Origin of the sequence: Yeguia hominis (assembly GCF_014384705.1) — a bacterium.
Lineage (GTDB): Bacteria > Bacillota > Clostridia > Oscillospirales > Acutalibacteraceae > Yeguia > Yeguia hominis.
The window spans coordinates 123462-147140 of the sequence record NZ_JACRSN010000003.1 but is presented as its reverse complement, the minus strand read 5'-3'; the positions used below and the strand labels follow the sequence as shown (position 1 = coordinate 147140).

The following is a 23679-nucleotide window of genomic DNA, read 5'->3' as shown; positions in this document are numbered from 1 at the left end:
TTAATCAAAATTCTGACCGTTCCGCGATTCGTCTCGGCGCCGAAACAGCGCCAGGAAAAAGCCGTCCGTTCCGGTTTCCGGCGGAAAGAACGTAAACTGGTTTTCGGGTTCCTGCATGCCGCGCGAAAAAGCCGGCAGCAAAACCGGTTCCGGCTCAAACTCCGGATGTTCCGCCAAAAAGCGATCGGCAACTTTGCCGTTCTCCGCAGGATTCAGCGTACAGGTGGAATACAGCAGCCGCCCGCCCGGCATGACGAGTTTTGCTGTATTTTCTAAAATTGCGAACTGCAAATCCGGCAGTCCGGAGAGCGTGCGCAAATCTTTATATCGAATTTCCGGTTTCCGCCGCAGGATGCCGAGCCCGGAACAAGGCGCGTCGCACAAGACAAATTCACCGCAAAGCGCCCCCGCATCCGCCTTTTCTGCGTCGCGCACCGCCGCCTCCACACAGGAAAGTTCCAAACGCGCTGCGCCGCTGCGGATCAGTCCTACTTTGCCTTTGTAGAGGTCAAATGCCAGCACCTTGCCGCAGTTTTCCATGATTTCCGCCAGCGTAAACGACTTGCCGCCGGGCGCTGCGCAGACATCCACGACCGTGCTGCCCGGCGTCGGCGCAAGCACCGCGCACGCTGCCTGTGAGGAAAGATCCTGTACATGAAACAGGCCTTCCCGAAACGAAAGTAAATCCGCAAGCTTTCCCGGTTTCTGCACCCGGACAGCACCCGGCAGACGCGGTTCCGCTTCTGCCGCAACGCCCTCCCTGCAAAGCTGCTCGATCAGCGCCTCTGTGGATATTTTTACCAGGTTTGCCCGAAGATATACAGGCGGACGTTCTGCTAAGCACGCAGCGAGCGCCGCACTGCGCGCCGGGCCGTACGCTGCTTTCCAGAAACGGTAAAGCGGAAGCGGACATCCCTGCAGGAGACACCGGCGTGACTCCTCTTCTTTGGGCAGCGCCACGGTGTCCTTTCCGCGCAAAAGTGCACGCAGAATTCCGTTGACGAATCCTGCCGTTTTCTGACCGGCAAACTGTTTTGCCGCACGGACCGCCTCATTCACTGCGGCGGATTCCGGAATTTTATCGAGGAAAAAAATCTGATAGGCCGCACAGCGCAGAATCTCCCGCACCGCCGGATCCATTTTTTTGACCGGCCGTTTGGAAAACTGCGAAAGCATATAATCGAGATAGTCCCGCCGTTCCAAAACGCCGTAAAACAAAGCGGACGCCAGCGACGAATCCCGCGCATCGAGCGCGAATTCCGCCAGCGTCTTGTCGATGACAATATTGGAGTATCCTTCACTTTCATTCGTTTTCAGGAGCGCCGTTACGGCTGCATTTCTTGCCGTCTTTGCAATCATTCTGCCGCACCCTCACCGAGCGAAAGCATTCCGGAAATCGGGTGTCCCCGCAGGTAGTCTGCGCCGGACATACGCTTTCCGTTTTCCGCCTGAATCTCTGCAAGCTCCAACGCGCCGTCTCCGCAATAGACGAGAAACGCGCCGTCTTTGTTTTCCGCTTTTCCGCAGGGGCCGGTTTCCCCGCGCAGGCAAACGCGATAGACTTTAAGCCGCTTGCCGTCTATGGCCGTCCACGCTACCGGCCAAGGGTTCAGTCCGCGTACCAGGCAGTCGATCTCCCGCGCGGATTTTTCCCAGTGAATTTCTCCGGTTTCTTTCTTGAGCATCGGCGCATAAGTGGCCTCTGCTTCCGGCTGCGGTACCGGATGGATCTCTCCGGCTGCAAGTCCGCGCAGCGTCCGGACCAGCAGCCGCGCGCCCATTTCGGAAAGCCGGTCAAACAGCGTTCCGCCGGTTTCTTCCGGACGGATCTTTGTCTCCTCACGCAGCAGCATATCTCCGGTATCCATACCCTCCGCCATCTGCATGGTTGTCACGCCGGATACCGCGTCGCCGTTGATGACCGACCACTGAATCGGCGCCGCGCCGCGATATTTCGGCAGCAGCGATCCGTGCACATTGACGCAGCCCATCGGCGGCAATTCGAGAATCGCCTTGGGCAAAATTTTTCCATAAGCGGCAACCGCAATCACATCCGGCTTTAAATCCGCAATCCGCTGCGCCGCCTCTTCGCTGCGAAGCGTCGCGGGCTGATAGACCGGAAGTCCGTTTTCAAGCGCCAATTCCTTCACCGGCGGCGCCGTTAAAATCTGCTTTCTGCCCTTCGGCTTGTCCGGCTGCGTAAACACGCCGCAAACCGTAAAATCCGGCTCTGCCAGCAGTGCGCGCAGGCACGGAACCGCAAAATCAGGGGTTCCCATAAATACAATTCGCATCTTATTCGTCCTCTTCCCGCTCCCGTTTGGAGAGTATCTCTATCAGTTCTTCCTGCGACAGCATCCGGCTTACGCGCGTAATAAACAGAACGCCGTCGAGATGATCGATCTCATGACAAAAAGCTCTCGCCAGAAGGCCTTCGCCTTCCAGTTCAAACAAGTTGCCGTCCCGATCCTGTGCGCGAACTGTGACGCTGCGCGGACGCTTTACAAGGCCATATTTTCCGGGAAACGAGAGACAGCCTTCCGTATCTTCGTCCATCTCTTCGCTTTCGCGCAGAATTTCCGGATTCATCAGCTCTATCGGGCCTTCCCCGACATCAATCACTACAATCCGGCGGCGAATTCCCACCTGCGGCGCGGCAAGTCCGACGCCGTTTGCTTCCTGCATGGTCTCATACATATCGTCGAGCAGCTGTCCAAGCTTGCCGTCAAATTTTTCAACCGGCCGGCATACTTTTGTCAGGATCTCGTCGCCTTCCGTTACAATATTTCGAATTGCCATCTTGCACCATCCATTCCCCGCTCTGCGCGGAATTTTGCTGTTTTTATCTCCTGTTTTCTCTATTACTTATAATACCCGATCCGGATTGATATCGAGAAACACCGAAACCTCCGCATATTCCCGCCGGCGCTGAAACGCCCGCAGCAGTTCTGCCATCATCGTGCGAAACGCGCGGTTATTGCGGCATTTCACAATCAGCCGGTATCGGTATTTGTTGCTGACCTTGGACACCAGCGCCGCCGACGGCGCAAGCACCCGAATGGGGAGCTTCGGTTCCTGCCGGTCAGCCGCCTCCCGCAAGCTTTCCAAAAACGCAAACGCCGCCTCCCGCACCAGCGCCTCCTGCGTCCCGGAAAAACCGGCTACGCAAAAGTCGGCAAACGGCGGGTAAAGCATTGCTTTTCGGAACTGAAGTTCGCCGGCATAAAAGGTCTCGTAATCCTGTCGGGCCGCCATCTGAATCACCGGATTTTCCGGTGTAAAGGTCTGGATGATCGCTTCGCCGCGCAAATTGCCGCGCCCGGAGCGCCCCACGACCTGCGTCAAAAGGTCAAATGCGCGCTCTGTGCTCCGGAAATCGTCGCTGTACAGCGCCTGATCCGCCGAAAGCACGCCGACCAGCGTCACGTTCGGAAAATCGAGCCCCTTCGCCACCATCTGCGTCCCGACCAGAATATCATATTTCCCGCCGGAAAACGCCTGCATATAGGTTTCATAGGACGCGCGTGTCATCGCCGAATCGGTATCGATCCGCAAAACCCGCGCATCCGGCAAAAGCGACGTCAGTTCTTCTTCCGCGCGCTGCGTCCCGGCGCCGAGATAGTCCACCTTCGGCTCGTGACAGTGCGGACAGACCTCTGTCACCGGAACAGAATACCCGCAGTAGTGACACACCAGCCGGCCGTTTGCTGCGTGATACGTCAAAGAAATACTGCAATGCGGACAGGTCACGACCTCCCGGCACGCCCGGCAGATTGCCAACGTGCGGTATCCGCGCCGATTCAGCAGCAGAATCGACTGGCGCCCCTGCGCGGTGTTTTCCCGCAGCGCCGAAAGCAGTTGTTCGCTGAAAACGGAGCGATTGCCGCCCAAACGCTCTTCGTTCATATCTACAACCGATACTTCCGGCAAGACCGCGCCGCCATATCGAGAGGAAATCCGCGCAAACGTGTAAAGGCCCCGCTCTGCTGCATACCGGCTTTCTATCGACGGCGTCGCCGAAGAAAGCAGCAAGACCGCTTTGTGATAGGCGCACCGGAACCGCGCTACTTCCCGCGCATGGAACCGCGGTGCAGATTCCGATTTGTAGGTGTACTCCTGCTCTTCGTCCATGACGATGAGGCCGATATCGTCAAATGGCGCAAACACCGCCGAACGCGTGCCGACCGCAATTTTGGCCGATCCGTTTTTGACCCGTTTCCATTCGTCAAGCCGTTCACCTAGCGACAGCCCGCTGTGGAACACCGCGACGCCTTTCCCGTACCGCTTGTGAAACAGCGACACAGTCTGCGGTGTCAGAGAAATTTCCGGCACCATGACGATCACGCCGCGGCCCTGCGCATAAACCTGGTCGACCAGGCGCAGATACACCGAGGTTTTTCCGCTTCCGGTCACGCCGTAAAGCAGCGCCGCGCCGCCCTCCTCTTTTTCCAGAAGCCCGGAAATCTGCCGGAATGCACCTTCCTGTTCCGGAGAAAGACAAATTTCCTGCGGCGTTTCATCCGGCTCCACATCTGCGTACGGATTGCGGAACGTTTCGGCGTCGAAGCATTCGACCGCGCCTTTTTCTGCAAGCGCGACAACCACGCCGGGCGTAACACCCGTATAATAACAAAGCTCCTTTTGCGAAACCGCACCGGTCTCGCAAAGGAAGCGGTATACACATTCCTGTTTTTTCGGAAGCGGCGTCTCTTCCCAGTCTGTCCGGACGCGCACCATCCGGTTCACGGCATCCGCCACTTTTCGGGCCGCACCGTCCGTGATGTGCACAAGGCCCTGCTCCGACAAGGCCCGCGCGTCCTCGAAATTTGCGCATGCCGCCGCCAAAACATCGGTCAGCGGCGCAGGCTTCCGTTTCCGGGCAAGTGTTTGCAAAATCTGCTTCTGCGCCGGCGGCAGTGTTGCCGGCACATCCATACCTTTGGCCGCCGAAATTTCCCGGCGTACCTGCACCCGAAATCCCGCCGGAAGCAACACCCGAACTGCGTCATAGAGCGTACAAAAGTACCGCTCCCGCATCCACTCCGCCAGACGCAATAATTCCAAAGAAAGCAGCGGCGCCTGATCCAGCACAGCTACAATCTCCTTCATTTCCGCCTCCGGCAGCACCTGTGCAGGTTCTACGGAGAGCAGCATGCCTGTCCGCATCCGGTTTCCTTTGCCAAACGGCACCGTAACACGGCACCCCGGCTTTGCAGCGTCCCAAAGCGGCTGCGGAACCCGATAAGAAAACGCCCGGTCAAAATGATAGAGCGCGCCCTCAACCGCAACCGCAGCAATCCGCACTGCCGGTTCAGGACTCGACCGGCTCATCTTTCGGTTCTTCTTCATCCGGCTCTTTCGCCGGAACAATATGGAATTTGTGATCCATATATTCCTGCACTGCGAGATCCACCGGTTTCTCTACTAAAATTTCCCCTTTGTTTTCTGCATCTTCAGCAATCTCTCTTGCGCGTTTTGCAACGGCAATCACAAGAGAATAACGGTTTCCGGACAACGCCGGATCAGCAGACGGTTTTAACATACGATCAGCACCTCTTCCAATCTTCCTTGCATGATAAAATTACGATTTGAAACGATCTATTTCATAAGTGACCAAACGCCTTTGGGCATGCGGCGCGTTTTCGGCAACCACGCGCTGCAAAACCATCGTTTTGCAGATTCTGCGTGAAGGCCGGCAGCATCAGCCGCGTTTCGCCTTTTCTTCGGCTAAAATGGTGCGGATTTCCTGCACAGCGCGCTCCACATTGTCGTTGACGACCGTGTAATCATATGCATCCGCACACTTCATTTCCTCGACCGCCGTTGCAAGCCGTTTTTGGACGGCTGCCTCGTCATCCGTTCCGCGTCCGCGCAGGCGCCGCTCCAGCTCTTCCACAGACGGCGGCAAAATGAAAATTCCAATGCTGTCCGGACATTTTTCTCGGACAATCGCGCCGCCCTGCACCTCAATTTTGAGGATCACATCGATGCCCTTTTCTGTCCATTCACGGACAGGGCCAAGCGGCGTACCGTAGAAATTCCCAACATATTCTGCATATTCCAGCATCTCGCCGCGTTCAATCAGCGAAAGGAACTGGTCTCTCGAAATAAAGTGGTAATCAACACCGTCGCGTTCTCCTTCACGCGGTGCGCGCGTTGTCGCCGAAACAGATTTTTTTACCGTATCGGTTTCCCGCAAAAGCACATCCAGCACGGTGTCTTTTCCCGTCCCGGAAGGTCCGGAAAAAACAATCAGTAGTCCCTTATCAGGCATCTTCTTCCAGCTCCTCCTCGTCGGAATCGCTGCTGTCATTGAGGCGGTTCGCCACCGTTTCCGGCTGAATGGCCGACAAAATGACATGATCGCTGTCCGTCATGATCACCGCGCGCGTCCGGCGGCCATAAGTCGCATCGATCAAGCTGCCGCGCTCTTTGGCGTCCTGAATAATACGTTTGATCGGCGCCGATTCCGGGCTTACAATCGCAATAATTCGATTTGCAGACACCATATTTCCAAATCCGATATTGATAAGTTTCACGCAAGATCCCTCATTCTATATTTTGAATCTGTTCCCTGATTTTTTCGATTTCCGCCTTGATATCCACAACCATATAGGCAATCTGGGAATCCACCGCTTTGGAACCGATGGTGTTCGCCTCGCGGTTCATTTCCTGCACCAGGAAATCCAGCTTCCGGCCGATTGCGCCGCCCGATTCCATCATTTCATCCAGCTGCTTTAAATGGCTGCGCAGACGCACCGTTTCTTCTTCCACCGCAATTTTATCTGCAAAAATCGCAGTCTCGGTCAGCAAACGCTGCTCATCCACTGTCGCGCCGTTTAGCAGCTCCTCGATTTTATTTTTCAGACGCTGGCGGTATTCTGCAACCGTCTGCGGAGAACGCGCTTCAATTTTCTCCACAATGGAGCGAATCGTCTCTGCACGCGCGCAGACATCTTCGCGCAGACGGGCGCCTTCTGTTTCCCGCATGGCGATAAACCGCGCAATTGCTTCATCGGCAATCTGCCGGACCGCATTCCAAACTGCAGCCTCGTCTTCCGGCGGTTTCCGCACTGTAAAAATGTCGGAATACCGGGACAGGACCGAAACCGTCACGTCATTTGCAAGCCCATACTTTTCCGAGAGTTCCCGCATTGCGCCAAGATAACCTGCCGCAAGCGGATGATTGAGCTGCACCACAACTGCCGAATCCTCCGGAATTTCCACAGAGACATAGGCGTCTGTCTTTCCGCGGGAAATCCGCTCCTGCAGATAAGATTTGAGTTTTTCTTCCAAGAAGCCGTAGCCGCGCGTTACACGGGACGAAAACTCGAAATACCGGTGATTGACGGATTTGATCTCCACCACGATGTTCCGGCCGTCCGCTGCGCCTTCTGCCCGGCCATATCCGGTCATGCTTCTAACCATACTGCCACACCAGAGGGCAAATTCCCTCTCTTCCTTTCTCCATTTCTTGTACCAGCTTTTAGAACCTTTTTCGTGTGTTTTATATTCTAAATAGCCTTTTTATATTTTACCAGCTTTCCCTTTTAAATGCAACTTTTGTGGACACAATTCCGAAAAAATGCTATCATAAATGCAAATTCGATTCAGGAGGTCGCCTGTCATGCTCGAGTCCTTTTTGCAGATGGCCAGATCCGGACAACCGGTCTATCTTCATACGGTACAGAAAGCGCTTCAAACCGCGCAAGGCGCATGCTCTGTCCCCATGCGCCTTGCGCTTGCACAGGAAGGCCGTTTCTACGAAACACGCCTGCCGCTCATTCTGCCCAAAACGCCGGAGGAAACCGGCTTTCTCCGGCGATATCTCCACGCGCGGATCTATAATATTCTCTCCGCTTACGGCGGACGCTGCCTGACGGTTTATCTGGACCCCGCCATTGCAGCGCTCTCCGCGCTGTTTGCGGATCTTCCCACCGTTTTTGGCGTCGGTCTCCCGCGCGCCGCACGAACCGGATACGGCAAGTGCATCAACGTTGCCGACCGGATGAATCACGCGCTCGGCTGCGGCCCGTTTTTCATGGAGTTTGCGCCGCTCTCCGAATACCGTCCGCTCCCTATAAAACCAGCTGCAAACCCGAGCGGCGTCTCCGCCGGATTTCAGCGCGCCATCGCATCTGCAGCCGGACACGTTCTGTGCGGACTGGATGTTGGTGGGACCGATATCAAAGCCTGTCTTGCCGCAAACGGGACGTTTCTCCGCTTCAAGGAATACGACTGGAACCCCGCATCCTTCCCCACTGCGCAGCGGACGATTGCGCCGCTTTTGCTGATTACCCGGCTTTTGCGCGATGATTACGCGCTCCTGCTTCGGCAGCAGGCAGAACCGACAGAAGCCCTTGCTGGCCTGCGCACAGAAATGGATCGGGCGCTCCGAAAAGACGCGCCGGATGGAGAGATGCTGCTCTGCTGTGAAAAAGTCGAGGCTGCGCTCGGCGACGACGTCCAGATTCTTGACGGAATCGGCCTTTCCTATCCGGATGTCGTCATCCGCAACCGGCTGGTCGGCGGGGAAACGCCGAAAACTGCAGGGATGCGGGCCAATCCAAACGTCGATTATGAGACGGAATTTGCCAAACTTACAAATCTCTGCGAGGTACTCCGGCTGCTCTGTAAAACAGGAGGCGTCGTTCGCTGCGTCAACGACGGCCACATGGCGGCCTATACAGCGGCGGTGGAGCTCTCCGTTGCGCATCCAAACACCATTCAAAACGGCGTATTTGCCAATCCAATCGGGACCGGAATTGGCAACGGCTGGGTGGACGAAGCCGGAGTAATCCCGGAAATTCCGATGGAACTTTACAATTTCATCACGGATCTTGGAAACGAACCGGGAAGAAAGATCCCTGCCAGCGACATCCGCAGCACACGCAACTCCGACACCGGCCTTTGCGGCACACTTGAGCGTCAGGTGGGGCAAGTCGCCATGTTTCATTTTGCCGCTACCATGCTGCCGAAATCCGACCCCGCGCGCTATCATGCCCTGCTCGATAAAGGATATTTCACACTGCAGAACGGCGTTTTATCCGTACCGACTGCGCCGGAGGATCTGCGCAAACCGTTTCTCGCGTTCCTGATGCAGCTTGCAGGCAGCAAGGATGCGCCGGAATCCGTCAAAGAACTCTTCCGCATGCACGGAGAGGCCTTTGCCGCCGCGCTTCTGGAAATCGACGAAATTCTGCACCCAAAAACCGACGTGCGCATACTTTTCGGCCGTCTTGTCAAAGAGCCCACCTGTTTTGCCCTTTTGCAGGAGGGCGTCCGACGCGTCACCGACCGCTTCACGCTCCAGCTTGCCGACGACTCCCTCGCCTGTACGCCGCTGATGAAACGCCTGGCGGCCGATCCTCATTACACCGTCGCGCAGTTTGCCCAGGCTGTCGGCGCGGTCTATTTTGCTGCGGAAGAATGCGAACCTTCTGCACAGTAAGCCAAACGTGATTTTTTGAAATGAAATGAAATAAAAACACAAAACGCAAAATGCGCCCGACGCGGATTTTCCCCCGCACCGAGCGCATTTTTACTTTTCGTAGTTTCCGACACATTCGCGAAACAGAATTCCGCCGCACCTCGGACAAATCTGAGAACCGCCATCGGAAATCAGCGCTGCAAACCCGCAGCCGTGGTTACAAACCGCATAAGCAACCGATTCTTCTTCCTCAAAATCGAAACAGAGCTTTTTCGGATCCAAATATTCCGAATCCGGATACCGTTCGAACCGTCTGGGGCGCAGCGCATTCCCACGAATGCGGTATGTCCGCTCAAAAGCGGTCTGCCGCATTATTTTCCCGCAATTTTCGCAGATCACCGTTTCGCCGTTTATCGACTTGTCTACGGTTCCGCATTGCTTTGAGCAGACGACAAGCGTAACTTTTACGAATTCCGGAAATGCAACCGAAAACGCTTCCGCACGTTCGCGCTTTGAAAACCAACGCTTGAAAAATTCCATCCTTTGCATGCACCTCCAGGCTTCCGGCATTTACAACTCCACCAGCCCCACCAAAAGGCCGATTACAAATCCGCCGGCAACCTGCAGCGGGGTATGTCCCAAAATTTCTTTCACGCCGTCCTCGTCGAGATGTCCGCTCTTTCGAAATGTTTCCAAAATCTGATTGAGTTTTTTGGCCTGCACGCCCACCGACTGTCTCACGTTCACCGCGTCGTACATGACGATCATGCTCAAAACCACGCAAACCGCAAACGCGGTAGATTCAAAGCCCTCCAGCATTCCTACCCGGCAGGAAGTCGCAACGACCAGCGCGGTGTGGGAACTCGGCATTCCACCGGAAGCGGTCAGCAGCCTCCAGTCCCACTTTTTCGTTTTGGCAAACCCAATGACAATCTTCAGTCCCTGCGCAATTGCCCAAGCGGCCAGCGCCGATAAAATAATATGCATACGCTTCTGTCCCTTCGATGCGTTTTGTGCGTTCTTCTGTCCTTATTATAGCATCATTATAGCACCGAAGCCGCCGCTCTGCTGCAAATTCCGCAAAATTAAAAAAACTTTAATCTGCATCCGGCGCCGGAATGGAAAGCTTCCAGTAATCCGCATACGCGGCCGGATTTCCCGCTACAATCGAACACGGCCGGTCAAAGGGCAGCGGCCCGCCTTCCATTGTGGAGGTTTTCCCGCCCGCCTCCCGGACGATCAGCGCACCGGCCGCGTGATCCCACGGAGAGAGACGGGTTTCTACGAACAGGTCATACCGGCCGCAGGCAGCGTCGCACAAATCCAGCGCCGCAGACCCGCTTCGGCGGATGTCGAGCGCATTTTGAAAGAGCGTACCGACCATCTGCACCGTGACAGCCGAGAGTTCCGGATAATACGGCGCCGTTCCGACGCCGGCGACTCCCTTGCAGAGCGGACGGCTGGAAACCCGGATCGGGTTTCCGTTGCACGTTGCACCCTTCCCCAGAATCGCCGAAAAGGTCTCTGCAAGATACGGATCATGCACCACGCCGAGAACCGGTTCGCCGTTTTGCAAGAGGGCAATCGACACCGCGCTGCGCCCGTAGTGCCGGATAAAATTGAGCGTTCCGTCAATCGGATCGACCACAAACGCCTCGCCGACTCCCGGATCTTCCCGCTTTGCATCCTCTTCGCCGATAAAGCGCGCGCCCGGACAAATCCGCAGAAGTTCTTTGCGCAAATAGGCCTGATTTTCTTCGTCATATTTCGTCACAAAATTGCCGTTTCCCTCTTTTTCAGAAACCGACGATTCGATTTTTTTCGCCTGCAGCATCCGTTCTCCGCAAGCTTTTGCAGCCGCAATGACGGCCTCCAATACCGCTTCCATTTCGCTTTCCTCCCTGTTTTGCATTATCCCCGCTTTTTTCCGGCCATACGGCTGCGCGGCGGTGTTCTGCGCTTTTTCGGTGCTTCCTCCGGCGTTTTCTCTTTTCCCTGCAGCATCCGCACTTCCTCGCGGGTGAGCTCCCGCCACTGACCCGGCTGCAGCATTCCGAGCCGAAGCTGGCCGACCGCTGTGCGCTTCAGGCGCGCAACCTCAAGACCCAGCTTCTCACACATATTGCGGATCTGCCGGTTTCGGCCCTCATGCAGCACAATCTGCACAACGGCCCGACCCGGCTGTTCTTCCAGCACACGAACCTGCGCCGGAGCCGTCTGATAGCCGTCGATTTCCATTCCCATCGTCATGGCCGCAATCTGTTCTTCCGTAATTCCGGGACGCACCGTAACGCGGTATGTTTTCGGCACGTGTTTGGACGGGTGCGTCATTCGATTGGCGAACGCGCCGTCATTGGTCATCAGGAGAAGCCCTTCTGACTCCCGGTCCAGACGTCCGACCGGATAAATTCGCTCCGGCACCTCTGAAACCAGCTCCGCCACACACTTCCGGTCCATCTCGTCATGCATGGTGGTGATGTATCCCCGCGGCTTGTGCAGCATCAAATACACCTGTCGCGAAGCGCGCTGCACCGCTCTGCCGTCTACGGTCACGCGGTCCTTTTTCGGATCGATCGACTGCCCGATCTGCGCCGTCTCACCGTTGATTTTCACCATTCCTGCGGCAACCAGCTTTTCTGCACCGCGCCGCGAATCCACGCCGCATTCCGCAAGCCATTTTTGAATTCTGACTTTTTCCATTCTGTTTCTCCTCACCGTTTTTTACAAAACCATTTTCCGCGCACCTCGCGGGCACGGATTTTATTTTTATTTTTAAAAAGTAAAAAAGGCATTTACCGCCTATTTTTCATTGCAATCTGAAATTCGCAATCTGAAAATTCCGGAGTATCTGCCGCCAAACCGTCGCGATCCTATTTTCAAAGCCAAATCCGGCAGAACACCGTCCGCGTGCTGCAGCATAGAACTGCTAGGTTCCGAAAAATCCGGAAATAGCGTCCCAGGCGGTTTCCCACCAGGATTTTGGCGGCGCCTGTGCGTAAGGGACACTTTCCGCTGCACAAAGCGGCGTTTCCGACAAAACGGCGTCTCCTACCCGATACCGAACCGTACCGACCGCATCCCCCCGGGAGACCGGCGCATATAAAAACGGCGGACACAGAATCTCTGTCTCCACATCTTCCGATTCCTCTGCTGTCAGAAAAACGCGCACCGCTTTAGAAGAGAGCGGCACGGCCGGCGCTGTCCCGCCGACAACATCCGCCTGCACCGAAACGCCGGGCAGCGTCTGTTCTGAAAGCAGTGAGAATCCGTATTCAAAGAGCCGGATATGATCGTTCCAGTCATCCGGCGCGTTGAGCGTCACCGCTACAAGCCGCACGCCGTCTCGCTCTGCAGCGCTTACCAGGCATCGCCCTGCCTTTTTGGTAAAGCCGGTTTTGATCCCGATACAATCCGGATACAGCCGCAGCAGTTTATTGTGATTTCTGTAAGAAATCGTTTGCTCCGGCTTTACAAAGGGGACTGCCAGCTGCTTTTCCCGGACAATTCCGGCAAACGCTTCATTTTCCAGCGCTGCCGCACCGAGTTTGGCCATGTCCAGCGCTGTCGAAACATGCCCCTCCGCATCCAGTCCGGACGGCGTCACAAAATGCGTGTGCATCATATGGAGTTCCTGCGCACGCGCATTCATCTGCTCCACAAAAGCTTCCGTGTTTCCGCCGATCGCAATTGCCGCCGCATTGGCAGCGTCGTTTCCGGAAGCCAGCAGCATTCCTTTGGCAAGGCTGGAAAGCGGAAGCGCATTTTCTGCTTGCAGCCCCATAGAGGAGCCCTCCACACGCACCATCTCGTCTGTCACTGTAATGACCCTGTCGTCCTGCTCTGCCGCCTCCAGCGTCAGAAGCGCCGTCATGATTTTTGTCGTGCTCGCCATCGGGCGTTCGGTTTCGGCATCGTGTGCATACAGGACGCTTCCGGTATCTGCACGCAGCAAAACCGCTGCGGACGCACTGACCGATGGCAGCGGCAAAGGTTCCGCCTGCACCTGCGGTGCACAGAACACAGCCGCCGTCAGCCACACGCCCACAGCGATGCCCATCATCCGTTTTTTCATGATGCATCCCCCCATACAGAGGAATCCTATGCGGGGAACATCTTTCTTTATGCGTTATTCTGCCGCTGTCTCTTCTGAAACCAGCTCGGATTTTTCCACCTGAACAGCAGCGTCCTCGGCCGTTTCCTCTTTATTTTTATCGAGGAAGGACTTCACCCGATCCAGCAGATCCGGAACCATCCCGATCACCCGATCCAAAGACGAGTGGAATGGATCCACCTGCAGCAGTTTGGTATTGCCGTTAGAGACCGTCAAAAATGCAACCGGCGTAATCGTGACGCCTGCACCGGCGCCGCCGCCAAAAAGATCCTTTTGTGTCTGTTTAGCAGGCAGATCGGATCCGCCCGAAGCGAACCCGTAGCTGACCTTGGAAATCGGGATAATCACCGTTCCGTCCGGTGTGGTAATCGGCTCTCCGACCACGGTATTGGAATCCGCCATTTGTTTGATTTTGTCCAGCGTATTATCCATCATGCCTTCGATGGGATGTTCGCTCATTTCAAAACACCGCCTTCCTGTGATGAGTCTTTCGTCTTGTGAGACGCAGGTTTTGCGTCCTCCTGTTTCAGCTTGAGGAATATCTTCAGCGCGTCGAGCGCAAGGCCCAACGCAGCAGAAACAACATAAAGTGCAGAAATCTGCAGCACGATCTGCGCGTCAATCCGTGTTTTTTCTCCGGTGAAATCCGGCTGCACTTCAACATGATACGTCCGATACCGGCAAACATGCAGAATGGCCGCAACCGCCGGGTATACTACCGCGCAGGTTTTGCCGTAAAGGATGGCCGTATCCGCGGCGTCGCCTCCGACCACCGCAATCTGGAAGGAAAACAGCCGGACCCGCAGATGCCGAAACTTCCTGCCGGCCTTCTTCAGGGCGTCCGTAACCTCCGAGAGTAACGAGAGCAACCCGGAAAGCCCGCGTTTTTTGAGAAGTTCCTGGTATTTTTTCAGGGTTTCCTTCGACGCTGTTTCCTTTTTCTTTTCGGAAGGCTGTTTCGTTTTCTGGTTCTTTTTAGAGGACTTTTTCGGCTTCTCCGGCTTTTCCGGCGCCGGAATCCGGATTCTGAAAAACAAATACGAAATCGCCGCCGAAAATTCTTCCTCATAAGATAGTTTTGCGGTAATCGGGCAAAGCAGAAGCAGCACAAACAGTGCGAGGATTCCAAGGATGATAAAAAGTGCGGTCATCCGGCTGTCCTCCCTCCTGCTTTTTGGCTATGCATCCGATGATGTATCCGATGGCTCCGGCAACGCTTCCGGCTTGTCCGGTTCTTCACGACCCGGCACCGGCGGCAATTCCGAGAGAGAAGAAATCTGCATGCAGCGCAGGAAATCCTGCGTTGTCCCGTATAAAAGCGGACGTCCCGGCAATTCCAGCCGCCCGCGCTCTTCGATCAAGTTTTTGGCAACCAGACTGCTCACAACACCGGAACAGTCCACACCGCGGACCTGTTCGATAAAGGCCTTGGTGACCGGCTGATTATAGGCAACCACCGCGAGGACTTCCATTGCGGCCGGAGACAGCGGCGTATTGCGCCGGATTTCCATAACCCGCCGGATTTCCGCCGCAAATTCGGGATTCGAGCACATCTGCACGCCGTCCTCAAGGCGGACAATTTGGATGCCGCTTTCCGGCGTGTTGTATCGCTCTTCGAGCACACGCAAAAGCTTTTCTGTCGTTCCGAGGTCAAGTTCCAGCGCCTGTGCCAGCTTTTCCAGCGGAACCGGATCCCCGGAGGCAAACAAAACTGCCTCTATTGCACCCTGTGCTTTCTTGATTTCCAATGTTTTCCACCGCCGTTTTCCAATTTTACCGTCAATTCTGTTCCTTCTCCGCTTAACGAAACCCGTTTTCCGTGAATCAGCTCCAGGAGCGCAAGAAAGGTCGCCACAATTCCGGATTTGTTTTGGACATTTCCAAAGAGACTCAGATACCGCACCTCCGCGCCGTCCCACAGCCGCCGCAGCACGTGCACAATTCTTGAGGTTACAGAGACATAACTGCGCCGATTCGGAACAATTCCGGAGAACGACGATTCGTCCGGGAGCGCTTTCAGGCGTTTTCCGCGGCCGACCGCGTTCTGATACGCCTCGTAAAGTTCTTCCCGCGTATGCGTTCTGCGGTATGTCAGATCCGCAGGCAGCGAAAGCGGCTGCCGGATAAACCGGTCAAACGAAAATTGTTCGGCCATTCCGGCGGCAACCTCTTTGAGCGTCTGGTATTCAATGAGCTGTCCGGTCAGTTCCCGCGTGAGCGCTTCCGCTTCTTCATGTTTTGGAAGCAGCGAAACGGTCTTAATATGCACAAGCCTTGCCGCCATCTCGAGGAACTCGCTGGAAATCTCCAGTTCTTCCTCCTGCATGCGCTCCATCTGCTCGAGATACTGATCCAAAAGACCCGCAATCCGGATCTCGTAAATATTCAGCTTATGTTTGGAAATCAGATAGAGGAGCAGGTCAAGCGGCCCCTCAAAGGTTTCGAGTTTATAAGAAAGCTTCTCCATGTGCATCAAAAGAGACCGAAGAGCCGAAACGGCAGACTGGCAAGCCACATGACGCCCGTCTGCACCGCCGAATCGAAAATGCTCAGCGGATAGTCGAGGATTCCCGAAAACAGGAGCAGCATCAGCACCATCATAAAAACATTCTGATAGCGATAAAACTTATACAGCACACGATCCGGCAGAAACGCCGCCAAAATTTTGGAGCCGTCCAGCGGCGGAATCGGAATCAGGTTAAAGACCGCCAGGGACACATTGATCACGATATAATACATGAAGAATATCCCGATAAACAGCGGAACCGATTTAAAGATTACCAGAATCAGATTATAAACAAATGCGCCGGCCAGCGCCGCCAGGAGGTTCGAAACCGGCCCGGCAAGCGACACGAGCGCCATATCGCGCTTGGGTTTTTTAAAATAACGCGGATCGACCATCACGGGTTTTGCCCATCCGAAGCCGAACAGCAAAATAAACAGCGCACCCATCGGATCGATACTCGCAAGCGGATTGAGCGTCAGACGTCCCATATTTTTGGCAGTCGGATCGCCGAGCTTCAGCGCAACCTTCCCGTGCGCATATTCATGAACCGGAAGAATACAGAAGATCACAAAAAGGACGGCCAAAATCTGCATCACAATGCTTGCAAGATCGACCGTTCCGCCGCTGAATATCGTTCGCAAGGTATCAAACAGCATAAATTCACGCTCCTTTATATTGGGTCATTATACCCCATTTATGCGAAAAAAACAAGCATTCCGCATTTTTAACGCATCTCAAGAGAAAAAACGCAAAAAACACTTGCATTTAGCCGGTGAATCTGGTAGAATACTATCGTTGCGATTAAAATTGGTCTTTAAAGGAGGTGCAGACATGGCAAAATGTGATATCTGCGGAAAAGGAGTCACCTTTGGCATCAAGGTTTCCCACTCGCACAGACGTTCCAACCGGATGTGGAAGCCCAACGTAAAGAGAGTCAAGGCGATTGTCAACGGATCCCCCAAGCGTATTTACGCCTGCACCCGCTGCCTGCGTTCCGGTAAGGTTACGCGCGCTGTCTGAGGCGTTCTTTGCGAGATCTTTTCTCAAAAACAGAACAATTCAATTTGGATGCACAGAGCCGAGCGAGTATTCGCTCGGTTTTTTGTTTTCTCCGATTTTGCAGATTCCGGATTGGCCGCGCACTTCTGCTATCCGCAGCCTGCTCGTCTCCATAACAGCCGCGCTGCTGCAGAACACAGCATTTTGGCAAGCTTCGTCTGTCCCCTGTAAAAACGCCGCTTTTCCGTTGCCCGGCGCTCTGTATCGCGCGTTTTCCCGTACGCCGCACGTTCTTCAAACCATTCCGATTTCCACGCACGTCCCTGCGTGCGGGGCGGCCCATTTAAAACCAAAACCGGCATCCCGAAAAGCGTGGGGAATGCCGGTTTTGTGGTTTTGGGAACGTTACGGACGCAGACCGCTGCCGCCCTGCAGCGTGATGGTCTCGCCTGTCACATAGCTTGCATCATCGGATGCCAGGAACACGCACACGCGGCCGATATCCTTTTCCGGATCCGCAAAATGCTTGAGCGGAATGCCCTGGATGGTTTTTTCATACAGATCCGGATATTCTTCCTTCCATTTTTCCAGACCCGGCGTCATGGCAAGCGGGCAAACCACATTGACGTTAATTCCAAACTCGCCCCACTCCGCAGCCGCTACACGCGACATTCCGCGGATGCCTTCCTTTGCTGCAGCATAGGAGGACTGCCCCACTCTGCCGAACAAGCCGGCGCCGGAGGCAAAATTGATGACGCTGCCCTTGCTCTCCTTGAGATACGGGAAGCATTCTCGCATATAAAAGAACGTCGCGTACAAACCGGAATAGACCGCAAGGTCAAAATCTTCTTTGCTGTGATCGACCAGCATCGTACCGGATTTGCTGACCTGCGCGTTGTTAATCAGGCAGTCCAGATGTCCAAACCGTGCAATGGCTTTTTCGACAACATTCTTGACGGCGGCTTCATCGCTGCCGTCTGCAACGACAAACAACGCCTCAATGCCATAATCCGCTTCCAGGTTTTCCTGTGCCTCGATCAGCGTGCTGGCTGTCCGGCCGGTAATGACAAGGTTTGCGCCTTCTTTTGCAAACGCCTTTGCGATTCCGTAACCGATTCCGCGTGCCCCGCCTGTGATGAGCACAACTTTGCCTTCCATTTTCTTCATGGGAGTCCTCCTGTCCTTTTTTTGAATTTTCCCGCCTCGCCAATGTTCATCGGGAAGAAACCGGAACATACCATAGCACGTTTTCAAGTGCCCGTCAAGGTTCTTATGGCTGCCCGACGTTTCTGTGCTGCCCGGCAAACTGCGCTAACATTCTGCTATCGAAACTTTTCTCTTTCAAAACGTCCGATTCGATTCTGGGCAGATTCCTGCTCTTTCATACAACCCATTTTTATAAAAATCGGACATCTCCGCGCATTCCGTGCAGCCGAAAAGGCTCTTGTCAAACCGGAACGTTCGGTTCTGACACGCTTACGGCGTTTATCGGGCTTCCCTTATCTTCTACGTTTCGTATCAATCACAAGAATTCATACGAACAGGCAAGATATACCGCAGCAGCGGCCTCTGCGGGGAACAACAACGCCGCGCCCCAAAGGCGTTTGCGTTCCGCCTCGTCGTGCAGCGCAAGCGAAATCTGCTCATAAAAGGCGCTTGCAATGGCACGCCGGTCCGTTGTTTTTAAGAATTCCTGCGCAAGGCCCGCCGTGTGCTTGCTCGCACGCGCGCGGATTTCCAGCTCCGAAAAGAGGATCGCCGGCTGCTTCCGGTAAAGCGATTTCACTTCTGTGTAAAATTCCCGCGCCGTATAGCTTCGCAGCGGCGATACCCCGAAAATACGGCCCGCATTTTCCATCCAGCTGATGGAAAGCGGCGTTTTCTCTCCCCAGGGCTGCGTCCGCAGCGCCCGCAGCACCCGCCATTTCAGCGGTTCCATGTTTTTGCCAATCCGAAGCGCCGTCTCCGGGCGAAGCGTCTGGTACAGCGAAAAAATCCGATTCCGGCAGGCGTCTGCATAGTCCTGCGCCGCACCGGTTTGCAGCGCATAGAGCACACCCTCATACCGGCCAAACGCCCGAAGCGTATCGAGATATCCCAGCTGCATATTTCGCGTAATATAGCTGTGTTCAAACAAAAGCACCGGCCCGAGATCCCAGGCGCAGGCAATCCGGAGGACCGGAACCTCTTTTTTCACTGTGCCGCGGTGCAGACCCGGCGCCTGAAGATCCACTGCAATAACCTCTTCTGCGCCGCGGTCAACCGCCATTGCAATCGGCACATTGTCAAAGTATCCGCCGTCCACATAGGTTTTTCCATCGATTTCCTGCGCCTGCATCGCCGGAAAGAAGGCCGAAGAGGCCATCAGATAATCGAGAAGTTTGCCCTGCGGAATGGCATCCAAAAACAGGCAGTGTTCTTTTCCGTCCGGCAGCGAAACGGTAACCAGGCCGAACGACGCATGGGATGCACGAACCCGATCCTCCTGAATGCAGGCCGCGAGCATCTCACGCAGCGGTGCTGTATCTGCGCCGCGGTTTCGGAGGATTTCCCGCGTAAAGGTTTGCAGCACCGCAAAAGAACGCTCCGAAAGCTCCGGATCGTCTTCCAACTCAACCCGCAGAACCTTTTTGGTGGAAACCGCCTCCCAAAACCGCACCGCGTTCTCATAATCTCCCTGCGCAATCACCGCACCGTTGAGCGCGCCGACGCTGGTACCGGTAAGGATGGAAAAAGAATCTTCCCCCATCTCTCGCAGCGCTCTCCAGACGCCGATTTCATAGGCGCCGCGCGCGCCTCCGCCGCCGAGCGCCAACGCCCGCTTTTTCATCGCAGATCCTTCTTTCTAAATTAGATTTGATTCGCACAGCGCAAATTGAATCCAGCCGTCTGCGAATCCGGAATTCATCAGGAGCTTCTCAAAACACAAGACTTTCCAAAAAATCCGGTTCTCTCTTTTTCCCGGCGGCAAACCGCACAGCGCACTGCGATTTCACATCACACCGTTTGTCTCCGGAAAAAACAACCGCGCGGAATCACAAAACTCCCGCGCGGCTGTGCGGGCTAGAAAAGCAGCTGGCTTTCTGTCCCGTTTAAAATCCGTTTGATATTGGGCAAATGTTTGATTACCGTCAGCGAGGCAATGATCAGTGCAAATACCGTCGAAGCCACCACATAGGCAATTCCCGGACGCTCTCCCCATTTGGAGATCATGCCGGTCTTATAATCCAGGAAAAACGTCACCAAAAACGTCACAACCGGATGCAGCGAAAGCGCGACGATTGACCCCACCGACACCATCCGTGTTTTGGCAAACAGCACGATGAAAATCAGAATTTCAATCACGAACGCGCGCCAGTCGATCAGCGCCACCATCGCCGCACAGGTCACAACGCCTTTTCCGCCGCGAAAACCGTAATACACCGGATAGATATGGCCGATCAGGCACGAAATTCCCGCAACATACGAACCGTACCAGGAAAGCAGCGCCAAATCGGTCTCCACGAATCCGGAAAGTGCGCCGAAATAGCAGAAAACTTCCCGGCCGATCGCAATCGAAATTGCGCATTTTAAAAAATCACAGAGAAAGGTCAGGATCGCCGGACGTTTTCCAACTGAACGCATGACATTGGTTGCACCCGCATTTCCGCTGCCCATGTCCCGAATATCCGCATGACCGGCGTAAAGGCGCGTGAAAATAATGGAAAAACTGATACTTCCCAAAAGATATGCCGCAATCGCCGTAATGATTCCCGGCAGTACCGTAGACTGAAAGGTATAATGCAAGCCGACGCCCCCTTAATTCTTTTCGCGTTCCCGGATGATAAAGCGTATCGGCGTTCCCTCGAGCCCAAAAGTCTCACGGATCCGGTTTTCCAGATAACGCTGATAGGAAAAATGGAACAGCTCTTCAGAATTGACGAAGAACACAAATGTCGGCGGCTTTACCGACGCCTGCGTCATATAATAAATTTTCAGGCGCTTGCCCTTATCGGTCGGCGGCTGCAGACGCGCAGTCGCATGCGCCAGCACATCGTTGAGTGTCCCGGTCGTGATCCGCATCGCATTATTGTTGGCCGCGAGACAAATCAGCTCAAACAGCCGGTCAATTCGCTGCCCGGTCTTTGCAGAAATAAAGACCATCGGCGCATAGGGCATGAAGGAAAAATCATTTTCAAGCTTCTTGCGGAATTCATTCATGGTGTTGCCGTCCTTTTCGATGGCATCCCATTTATTCACCGCAATGACGCAGCCTTTTCCTGCCTCGTGCGCAAGACCCGCCACTTTAGAATCCTGTTCTGTAAACCCGGTCTCCGCGTCGATCATAATGACACAGACATCGGCACGGTCAATCGCCATTTTGGCGCGCAGAATGCTGTATTTTTCTACGACATCCTCGACTTTGCTGCGCCGGCGCAGACCAGCGGTATCGATAAGGGTAAATCGGCCCCGGCTGTTCTCGACAACCGTGTCGATCGCATCGCGCGTGGTGCCGGCAATATTCGAAACAATACAGCGGGTTTCTCCGGAAACCCGGTTGACCAAAGAAGATTTTCCGGTATTCGGCTTTCCGATTACCGCAACCTTAATGGAATTCTCGTCTTCTTCTATCGCTTCCTCCGCAGGCAGATTCTCCAAAACCGCATCCAGCAGGTCGCCGGTTCCGTGTCCGTGTACGGAAGAAACCGCAATCGGATCCCCCAGACCCAAATTGTAAAACTCATAAAAATCCGGCGGCACTTCGCCGACCGAATCGCATTTATTGACGCACAGCACAATCGGCCGTCCGCTCTTCAGAAGCATCGCGGCAACATCGCTGTCTGTTGCCACAAGTCCCGTGCGCACGTCAACCACCAGGATAATCACATCTGCCGTATCGATGGCAAGCTGCGCCTGAAACCGCATCTGCGAAAGGATGATATCCTTGGAATCCGGCTCAATTCCGCCCGTATCTACCAGCGAAAACACCCGGTTTTTCCATTCGCATTCCCCGTAAATCCGGTCGCGCGTTACACCCGGCGTGTCCTCGACAATCGAGAGCCGTTCTCCGATCAGCTTATTAAAGAGCGCCGACTTTCCGACATTCGGTCTTCCGACAATCGCTACTACTGGTTTTGCCATGATGTTGATAATTCCTTCCCAATCAAAGCGGAAAGCAGCTTTCCGCCGTCATTTTGTACCGGCGTCACCGGAACGCCGAGCGTCTCCTGCATCTGTGCAAGCGAGACGCCATCCAGAAACAGATCTCCCTCGCTGCGCAGTGTCGAACCCGGAATCAGCAACTCGTCTCCGAGCGTTTTCCCCTTTGCGGCACGAATCATGTCCCCGCCTGTCAACAAACCCGAAACATTGACTGTCCCGCCAAAAAAATCGTTCTGCACAACCAGAAGCTGATATGTTAGATTATCGCATCGTTTTACCGCTTCGTCAAGCAGGCCGCGGATAAAATCTGCCGCCGCTTCCCCTGTAATCACCGTCACAAACCGCGGTTTTGAAAGCGGCTGCAGGCCTTCCAGATCCTCGAGTGCAAACGAAAACTCCTCCTGCATGCTGGCAAACATGCCGACGCCGTTTTCAATCTGCGGAAAATCCTCATAGTATTCCGGATCCGGAATCGGGCGTTCCGCCAGTAGATAAAATTCGTCCGAGGCATAGACCGTCCGCGCACCGCGCAGCCGGATGCACGCCTCGCCGAACTGTTCCATGATATCCAGCGCATTCCGCGCGCTTTCCCGATCGAAGGTTTGGAGCGGATACAGTCCCTCGCGGTAACGCGTAACGCCAACCGGCACACACGCGATGCTCTCAAGAGACGCTCCGAGACCGACAAGATCGTGCAGCGTCCGCGAAAGCGCCTCACCGTCATTGAGTCCCGGACAAAGCACAATCTGGCAGTTGAGCCGGATGCCGTGCTCCGCAAAACGCCAAAGCGCTGCAAGTGATTTTCCTGCAAAACGGTTTCCCATCATTTTGCAGCGCAATTCGGGATCTGTTGTGTGAACGGAAACGTTCACCGGGCTGATGTGCATCTCAATTATCCGGTTGATATCGCGCTCACTCAAATTGGTCAGCGTAATATAGTTTCCAAACAAAAAGGAAAGGCGCGCGTCATCGTCTTTAAAATAGAGCGACTCCCGCATGCCGGGCGGAAGCTGGTCGATAAAACAGAACACGCACTTGTTCCGGCAGGAATGCTGCTGATCCATCAGATAGGTTGCAAATTCAAGCCCGATCGATTCATACTGCCCTTTACGCAGATGCAGCGTCCGCACAGCGCCTTGCGTGTCTTCGACCGACAGGGTCAAATGAGAATTGGTCTCATAAAACCGGTAGTCGAGCACATCATAAATTTCGTGTTCATTGATGGAGAGAAGCGTCTCACCGGGCTGAATTCCTAAAATTTCGGCATGACTACCCGGATCAATCGACTGAATTTTTACCGCCATCCGACGACTCCCTCCTCCCTGTTGTTTTGCCGGAGATTTTTAAAAAACATCCCATAACGCACAAAAAATTCTTCCTCTGCAACGCAACAACGCGTACGCAAAGTCAGAACACCGGGGTCTACCACCCGATATTCTGAAGGCCGCACTGGCCTGAAGAATTCTCCTCTTGTGCAAGTATTCATTTGCC

General features: G+C 54.7%; 25 protein-coding genes. 2 read left to right on the top strand and 23 right to left on the bottom strand.

Annotated elements, in window-relative coordinates; all coding sequences use genetic code 11:
* From rsmB to IAG03_RS03110, 8 genes are all read right to left on the bottom strand, one after another.
* Nucleotides 1-1359 (bottom strand): 16S rRNA (cytosine(967)-C(5))-methyltransferase RsmB, encoded by a 1359-nt coding sequence (gene rsmB, locus IAG03_RS03145; protein ID WP_249318285.1) that lies wholly within the window; start codon nucleotides 1357-1359, stop codon nucleotides 1-3.
* Nucleotides 1356-2294: a methionyl-tRNA formyltransferase gene (gene fmt, locus IAG03_RS03140; protein WP_249318284.1), complete on the bottom strand. Its 939-nt coding sequence runs from the start codon at nucleotides 2292-2294 to the stop codon at nucleotides 1356-1358. Before fmt ends, rsmB begins: the two co-directional genes overlap by 4 nt.
* A 1-nt stretch (nucleotide 2295) precedes the next feature.
* Nucleotides 2296-2799, bottom strand: a complete 504-nt coding sequence (def, locus tag IAG03_RS03135; protein WP_249318283.1) for a peptide deformylase — start codon at nucleotides 2797-2799, stop codon at nucleotides 2296-2298.
* Nucleotides 2800-2865: 66 nt separating this feature from the next.
* Nucleotides 2866-5349 carry a replication restart helicase PriA gene (gene priA, locus IAG03_RS03130; protein WP_249318282.1) on the bottom strand — a complete coding sequence of 828 codons (2484 nt, stop codon included), beginning with the start codon at nucleotides 5347-5349 and terminating at the stop codon, nucleotides 2866-2868.
* Nucleotides 5312-5542: a DNA-directed RNA polymerase subunit omega gene (locus tag IAG03_RS03125; RefSeq protein ID WP_249318281.1), complete on the bottom strand. Its 231-nt coding sequence runs from the start codon at nucleotides 5540-5542 to the stop codon at nucleotides 5312-5314. Before IAG03_RS03125 ends, priA begins: the two co-directional genes overlap by 38 nt.
* A 159-nt stretch (nucleotides 5543-5701) precedes the next feature.
* Nucleotides 5702-6274, bottom strand: coding sequence for a guanylate kinase (gene gmk, locus IAG03_RS03120; protein WP_249318280.1), 573 nt, complete (start codon nucleotides 6272-6274; stop codon nucleotides 5702-5704).
* Nucleotides 6267-6539, bottom strand: coding sequence for an extracellular matrix/biofilm regulator RemA (gene remA, locus IAG03_RS03115; RefSeq protein ID WP_249318279.1), 273 nt, complete (start codon nucleotides 6537-6539; stop codon nucleotides 6267-6269). The genes gmk and remA overlap by 8 nt, the downstream gene beginning before the upstream one ends.
* 10 nt (nucleotides 6540-6549) lie before the next feature.
* Entirely contained in the window at nucleotides 6550-7428 is an 879-nt protein-coding gene (locus tag IAG03_RS03110) for a YicC/YloC family endoribonuclease (RefSeq protein ID WP_249318278.1), read from the bottom strand.
* A 199-nt stretch (nucleotides 7429-7627) separates the two neighbouring features.
* On the opposite strand from IAG03_RS03110, the gene IAG03_RS03105 reads away from it, so the two are divergent.
* Complete coding sequence (locus tag IAG03_RS03105) at nucleotides 7628-9451, top strand: hypothetical protein (RefSeq protein ID WP_249318277.1); 1824 nt, start codon at nucleotides 7628-7630, stop codon at nucleotides 9449-9451.
* A 90-nt stretch (nucleotides 9452-9541) separates the two neighbouring features.
* On the opposite strand, the gene IAG03_RS03100 is transcribed toward IAG03_RS03105, so the two are convergent.
* The 10 genes from IAG03_RS03100 to IAG03_RS03055 form a co-directional block, all read right to left on the bottom strand.
* Entirely contained in the window at nucleotides 9542-9970 is a 429-nt protein-coding gene (locus IAG03_RS03100; protein ID WP_249318276.1) for a hypothetical protein, read from the bottom strand.
* A gap of 30 nt (nucleotides 9971-10000) precedes the next feature.
* On the bottom strand, nucleotides 10001-10417 hold the full coding sequence (locus IAG03_RS03095; RefSeq protein ID WP_249318275.1) for a divergent PAP2 family protein: 417 nt from the start codon (nucleotides 10415-10417) through the stop codon (nucleotides 10001-10003).
* Between the two features lie 109 nt (nucleotides 10418-10526).
* Complete coding sequence (locus IAG03_RS03090) at nucleotides 10527-11318, bottom strand: inositol monophosphatase family protein (RefSeq protein ID WP_249318274.1); 792 nt, start codon at nucleotides 11316-11318, stop codon at nucleotides 10527-10529.
* Nucleotides 11319-11341: 23 nt separating this feature from the next.
* Nucleotides 11342-12130, bottom strand: coding sequence for a pseudouridine synthase (locus IAG03_RS03085; RefSeq protein ID WP_249318273.1), 789 nt, complete (start codon nucleotides 12128-12130; stop codon nucleotides 11342-11344).
* A 226-nt stretch (nucleotides 12131-12356) separates the two neighbouring features.
* Nucleotides 12357-13502, bottom strand: coding sequence for a D-alanyl-D-alanine carboxypeptidase family protein (locus IAG03_RS03080; RefSeq protein ID WP_249318272.1), 1146 nt, complete (start codon nucleotides 13500-13502; stop codon nucleotides 12357-12359).
* A 54-nt stretch (nucleotides 13503-13556) separates the two neighbouring features.
* Nucleotides 13557-14000: a GerW family sporulation protein gene (ytfJ, locus tag IAG03_RS03075; RefSeq protein WP_249318271.1), complete on the bottom strand. Its 444-nt coding sequence runs from the start codon at nucleotides 13998-14000 to the stop codon at nucleotides 13557-13559.
* The gene (locus IAG03_RS03070; RefSeq protein ID WP_249318270.1) at nucleotides 13997-14692 is read right to left on the bottom strand and encodes a DUF2953 domain-containing protein; all 696 of its coding nucleotides are present in this window, start codon (nucleotides 14690-14692) and stop codon (nucleotides 13997-13999) included. Before IAG03_RS03070 ends, ytfJ begins: the two co-directional genes overlap by 4 nt.
* Before the next feature lie 27 nt (nucleotides 14693-14719).
* A complete protein-coding gene (scpB, locus tag IAG03_RS03065) occupies nucleotides 14720-15289 on the bottom strand; it encodes an SMC-Scp complex subunit ScpB (RefSeq protein WP_249318269.1) in 570 nt (189 codons plus the stop codon).
* Nucleotides 15259-16056: a segregation and condensation protein A gene (locus tag IAG03_RS03060; RefSeq protein WP_249318268.1), complete on the bottom strand. Its 798-nt coding sequence runs from the start codon at nucleotides 16054-16056 to the stop codon at nucleotides 15259-15261. Before IAG03_RS03060 ends, scpB begins: the two co-directional genes overlap by 31 nt.
* Nucleotides 16014-16703, bottom strand: coding sequence for a site-2 protease family protein (locus IAG03_RS03055; protein ID WP_249318267.1), 690 nt, complete (start codon nucleotides 16701-16703; stop codon nucleotides 16014-16016). The genes IAG03_RS03060 and IAG03_RS03055 overlap by 43 nt, the downstream gene beginning before the upstream one ends.
* Nucleotides 16704-16878: 175 nt before the next feature.
* On the opposite strand from IAG03_RS03055, the gene rpmB reads away from it, so the two are divergent.
* On the top strand, nucleotides 16879-17067 hold the full coding sequence (gene rpmB / locus IAG03_RS03050; protein WP_249318266.1) for a 50S ribosomal protein L28: 189 nt from the start codon (nucleotides 16879-16881) through the stop codon (nucleotides 17065-17067).
* A 384-nt stretch (nucleotides 17068-17451) separates the two neighbouring features.
* Here rpmB and IAG03_RS03045 read toward each other — a convergent pair whose 3' ends face one another.
* The 5 genes from IAG03_RS03045 to IAG03_RS03025 all read right to left on the bottom strand — a co-directional run bounded on the left by IAG03_RS03045 (nucleotide 17452) and on the right by IAG03_RS03025 (nucleotide 23492).
* Nucleotides 17452-18213, bottom strand: a complete 762-nt coding sequence (locus tag IAG03_RS03045) for an SDR family NAD(P)-dependent oxidoreductase (protein ID WP_249318265.1) — start codon at nucleotides 18211-18213, stop codon at nucleotides 17452-17454.
* Between the two features lie 355 nt (nucleotides 18214-18568).
* Entirely contained in the window at nucleotides 18569-19876 is a 1308-nt protein-coding gene (locus IAG03_RS03040) for a patatin-like phospholipase family protein (RefSeq protein ID WP_249318264.1), read from the bottom strand.
* A gap of 233 nt (nucleotides 19877-20109) precedes the next feature.
* Nucleotides 20110-20832: a glycerol-3-phosphate acyltransferase gene (locus IAG03_RS03035; protein ID WP_249318263.1), complete on the bottom strand. Its 723-nt coding sequence runs from the start codon at nucleotides 20830-20832 to the stop codon at nucleotides 20110-20112.
* A 12-nt stretch (nucleotides 20833-20844) separates the two neighbouring features.
* Nucleotides 20845-22167: a ribosome biogenesis GTPase Der gene (gene der / locus IAG03_RS03030; protein WP_249318262.1), complete on the bottom strand. Its 1323-nt coding sequence runs from the start codon at nucleotides 22165-22167 to the stop codon at nucleotides 20845-20847.
* The gene (locus IAG03_RS03025; protein ID WP_249318261.1) at nucleotides 22152-23492 is read right to left on the bottom strand and encodes a DUF512 domain-containing protein; all 1341 of its coding nucleotides are present in this window, start codon (nucleotides 23490-23492) and stop codon (nucleotides 22152-22154) included. The genes der and IAG03_RS03025 overlap by 16 nt, the downstream gene beginning before the upstream one ends.
* Nucleotides 23493-23679: the final 187 nt, after the last annotated feature.

Coding starts and splice junctions, on each gene's coding strand:
- rsmB (WP_249318285.1), bottom strand. CDS start 1,359: ATGATTGCAAAGACGGCAAGAAATGCAGCCGTAACGGCGCTCCTGAAA.
- fmt (WP_249318284.1), bottom strand. CDS start 2,294: ATGCGAATTGTATTTATGGGAACCCCTGATTTTGCGGTTCCGTGCCTG.
- def (WP_249318283.1), bottom strand. CDS start 2,799: ATGGCAATTCGAAATATTGTAACGGAAGGCGACGAGATCCTGACAAAA.
- priA (WP_249318282.1), bottom strand. CDS start 5,349: ATGAAGAAGAACCGAAAGATGAGCCGGTCGAGTCCTGAACCGGCAGTG.
- IAG03_RS03125 (WP_249318281.1), bottom strand. CDS start 5,542: ATGTTAAAACCGTCTGCTGATCCGGCGTTGTCCGGAAACCGTTATTCT.
- gmk (WP_249318280.1), bottom strand. CDS start 6,274: ATGCCTGATAAGGGACTACTGATTGTTTTTTCCGGACCTTCCGGGACG.
- IAG03_RS03110 (WP_249318278.1), bottom strand. CDS start 7,428: ATGGTTAGAAGCATGACCGGATATGGCCGGGCAGAAGGCGCAGCGGAC.
- IAG03_RS03105 (WP_249318277.1), top strand. CDS start 7,628: ATGCTCGAGTCCTTTTTGCAGATGGCCAGATCCGGACAACCGGTCTAT.
- IAG03_RS03100 (WP_249318276.1), bottom strand. CDS start 9,970: ATGGAATTTTTCAAGCGTTGGTTTTCAAAGCGCGAACGTGCGGAAGCG.
- IAG03_RS03095 (WP_249318275.1), bottom strand. CDS start 10,417: ATGCATATTATTTTATCGGCGCTGGCCGCTTGGGCAATTGCGCAGGGA.
- IAG03_RS03090 (WP_249318274.1), bottom strand. CDS start 11,318: ATGGAAGCGGTATTGGAGGCCGTCATTGCGGCTGCAAAAGCTTGCGGA.
- IAG03_RS03085 (WP_249318273.1), bottom strand. CDS start 12,130: ATGGAAAAAGTCAGAATTCAAAAATGGCTTGCGGAATGCGGCGTGGAT.
- IAG03_RS03080 (WP_249318272.1), bottom strand. CDS start 13,502: ATGAAAAAACGGATGATGGGCATCGCTGTGGGCGTGTGGCTGACGGCG.
- ytfJ (WP_249318271.1), bottom strand. CDS start 14,000: ATGAGCGAACATCCCATCGAAGGCATGATGGATAATACGCTGGACAAA.
- IAG03_RS03070 (WP_249318270.1), bottom strand. CDS start 14,692: ATGACCGCACTTTTTATCATCCTTGGAATCCTCGCACTGTTTGTGCTG.
- IAG03_RS03055 (WP_249318267.1), bottom strand. CDS start 16,703: ATGCTGTTTGATACCTTGCGAACGATATTCAGCGGCGGAACGGTCGAT.
- rpmB (WP_249318266.1), top strand. CDS start 16,879: ATGGCAAAATGTGATATCTGCGGAAAAGGAGTCACCTTTGGCATCAAG.
- IAG03_RS03045 (WP_249318265.1), bottom strand. CDS start 18,213: ATGAAGAAAATGGAAGGCAAAGTTGTGCTCATCACAGGCGGGGCACGC.
- IAG03_RS03040 (WP_249318264.1), bottom strand. CDS start 19,876: ATGAAAAAGCGGGCGTTGGCGCTCGGCGGCGGAGGCGCGCGCGGCGCC.
- der (WP_249318262.1), bottom strand. CDS start 22,167: ATGGCAAAACCAGTAGTAGCGATTGTCGGAAGACCGAATGTCGGAAAG.
- IAG03_RS03025 (WP_249318261.1), bottom strand. CDS start 23,492: ATGGCGGTAAAAATTCAGTCGATTGATCCGGGTAGTCATGCCGAAATT.